This is a genomic window from Staphylococcus sp. EG-SA-2 (assembly GCF_017152085.1).
Map to the genome: position 1 here is coordinate 1 of NZ_JACYHC010000655.1, position 2,143 is coordinate 2,143.

General features: G+C 30.1%; 4 protein-coding genes and 2 pseudogenes. 5 read left to right on the forward strand and 1 reads right to left on the reverse strand.

Annotation, left to right across the window (positions count from 1 at the left end; all coding sequences use genetic code 11):
- Window positions 1–60, reverse strand: a 60-nt coding sequence (locus tag IDG60_RS11815) for a type I toxin-antitoxin system Fst family toxin (RefSeq protein ID WP_206160675.1), incomplete at its 3' end; no start/stop codon positions are given.
- Window positions 61–262: 202 nt separating this feature from the next.
- Here IDG60_RS11815 and IDG60_RS11820 point away from each other — a divergent pair.
- The 5 genes and pseudogenes from IDG60_RS11820 to IDG60_RS11835 form a co-directional block, all read left to right on the forward strand.
- Window positions 263–406, forward strand: a complete 144-nt coding sequence (locus tag IDG60_RS11820) for a transposase (protein WP_001549059.1) — start codon at window positions 263–265, stop codon at window positions 404–406.
- A gap of 603 nt (window positions 407–1,009) precedes the next feature.
- Window positions 1,010–1,393 (forward strand): hypothetical protein, encoded by a 384-nt coding sequence (locus IDG60_RS11825; RefSeq protein WP_000070814.1) that lies wholly within the window; start codon window positions 1,010–1,012, stop codon window positions 1,391–1,393.
- A gap of 10 nt (window positions 1,394–1,403) precedes the next feature.
- Window positions 1,404–1,580, forward strand: a complete 177-nt coding sequence (locus tag IDG60_RS11830; RefSeq protein WP_000375477.1) for a hypothetical protein — start codon at window positions 1,404–1,406, stop codon at window positions 1,578–1,580.
- A gap of 65 nt (window positions 1,581–1,645) precedes the next feature.
- Window positions 1,646–1,768, forward strand: a pseudogene (locus IDG60_RS27480) (DUF1433 domain-containing protein); the annotation flags it as partial.
- Window positions 1,769–1,882: 114 nt separating this feature from the next.
- Window positions 1,883–2,143 (forward strand): annotated as a pseudogene (locus IDG60_RS11835) (ImmA/IrrE family metallo-endopeptidase); the annotation flags it as partial.

Sequence of the window (2,143 nt, forward strand, 5' to 3'; positions counted from 1 at the left end):
AAACGCAATGGCACAGCCACTGATGACTGGTGCTATGATGTGAACGAAAATAAGCATCACCTTATACACCTCCTCTCTGCGTCTAAATTGACGCCTGAGAGATAGGCGACTCTACTATTATATCATCGGCAAATATACAAGCACAGTCACTTGCTTCTGATAAGTTATATGATTCTAGCTGATAGATTGAATCGTCTACACTTAATTGGACAAATTCTATGAGAATAGATATTGTTAATTTAAGAAAGTAGGCGATTTTATTATGACAAGAGAAAGAAGATCATTTAGTTCAGAGTTTAAGTTACAAATGGTTAGATTATATAAAAATGGTAAGCCTAGGAATGAAATTATACGCGAGTATGATTTCACACCTTCGACGTTTGTAAATGGCGGTTATAAAATGTAGGAAAATGGATAAAGCAACATCAAAACACGGGTACATTCAATCACCAAGATAACTTATCGGATGAAGAAAAAGAGCTGATTAAATTACGCAAAGAAGTTCAACATTTAAAAATGGAGAACGATATTTTAAAGCAAGTAGCGCTGATTATGGGGCAAAAATAGAAGTCATTCAAAAGAATGCACATCAATATTCAGTATCAGCAATGTGTAAAGTCCTGATAATACTAAGAAGTACCTATTATGATTCTATAAAAAGAAAAGATAATAAAATCACTAAAGATGATTCAAACATAGAACATGCCGTCATAAATATTTTTAATTCTAATAGAAAAGTCTTTGGTACAAGACGAATTAAAAATCATTTAAATGACAAGGGTCTCACTGTATCTGGACAAAAGATAGGTCGATCATGAAAAAATCTAGTTTCTGTTTATACGAAATCTAAATACAAAAATCATCTAAAAGAAACTAATGAAAAACGAATTAAAAATCTTTATTATTAGCTGCTGGTGTATTATTTGTTAGTCCAATTTCATTATCTTATAATTCAGATGTAGCTCATGCTGAAGATAAGTTAGACCATTCTCAAGCAAAGGTAATATATTTGAGTAACCAAAATTTATTTGATGAACTTGAGAAAAAAGGTTATAAACTGGAAGATATATTTACAAAAGAAGAAATAAAAAAATATAAAGCTGAAGACCAATTAAGAGCGGGTAAAACTCAATATGTAGAAACAGGTAAAGATACTGCAACATTATATCTTTCTTCTGCATATACAAAAACAATAGCTGCTTTAGGTGCGGGGGCTATTAGCGTTATTTCTGCACTAACAGGTGGTTTAGTTGGCGCAGGTGTTGGTGGTTTCCTTGGATCTATAGCTGCATCGAATATTGATACTAGTAAGGGAGTATATATAAAATTAAAAACTAAAAAGAATGCAGCCGGGGAATACGTTCTGACAGGAGAAAAATGGGGATATCAGTAAGGGTGATTTTATGGATAGATTAAAATATTCACTTAAAGTTGGAATTTTAGCATTATTATTATTTTGTACTTTAAATTATTTAGTTCCAATGCAAAGTAATGCTTTTTCAATAATTATATATTCATCAATTTTTGCTGTGTTACTTATGCTTTTAGTTTATATATTTTTAGGAATTTTGAAGAAATGACATGAAAAAAATTAGCATTGGCTATGAAGAAATCTATGAGGATAGAATTTTTCATAGCCATTTTTTTAAAAGAGCAAGAAGTAAAAAATTGGAAAACCGTCGATCAAATAATTAAAAATGAACACTTAGTTAAAAGTGATTATGAAGCAGAACCACCGTTGTTCCTCTTTTCGGGATCGTTGGATTAGATTCGGTTGTACAGTATGATGAAAAATATTATAATAAATTTATAAAAAATGACATTTTATTTTGAAATCATGTCCCTCCGTTACATTTAGTAGTGGAGGGGTTTTATTTTAATAATGTTTACACCTATAGTTTTAAATTTATTAAATGATGTAGGTTCGATTTTTTAGTTAGGGAGGGGAATCAATTGAAAGTTATTGAGAAAGTTCATTATGAAGATATTTTAGAACCAGAAATAGTTCAATTAATTCAGCCATTAGTTAAGGACAAAATGGATCAACTTTTTATTACTTCTGAACACTTTGCTATTGACATAGACAAGCTATTATTTCAACTTAATTTAAAAGTTAAATATATTAAAATGGAGGGTAATACTT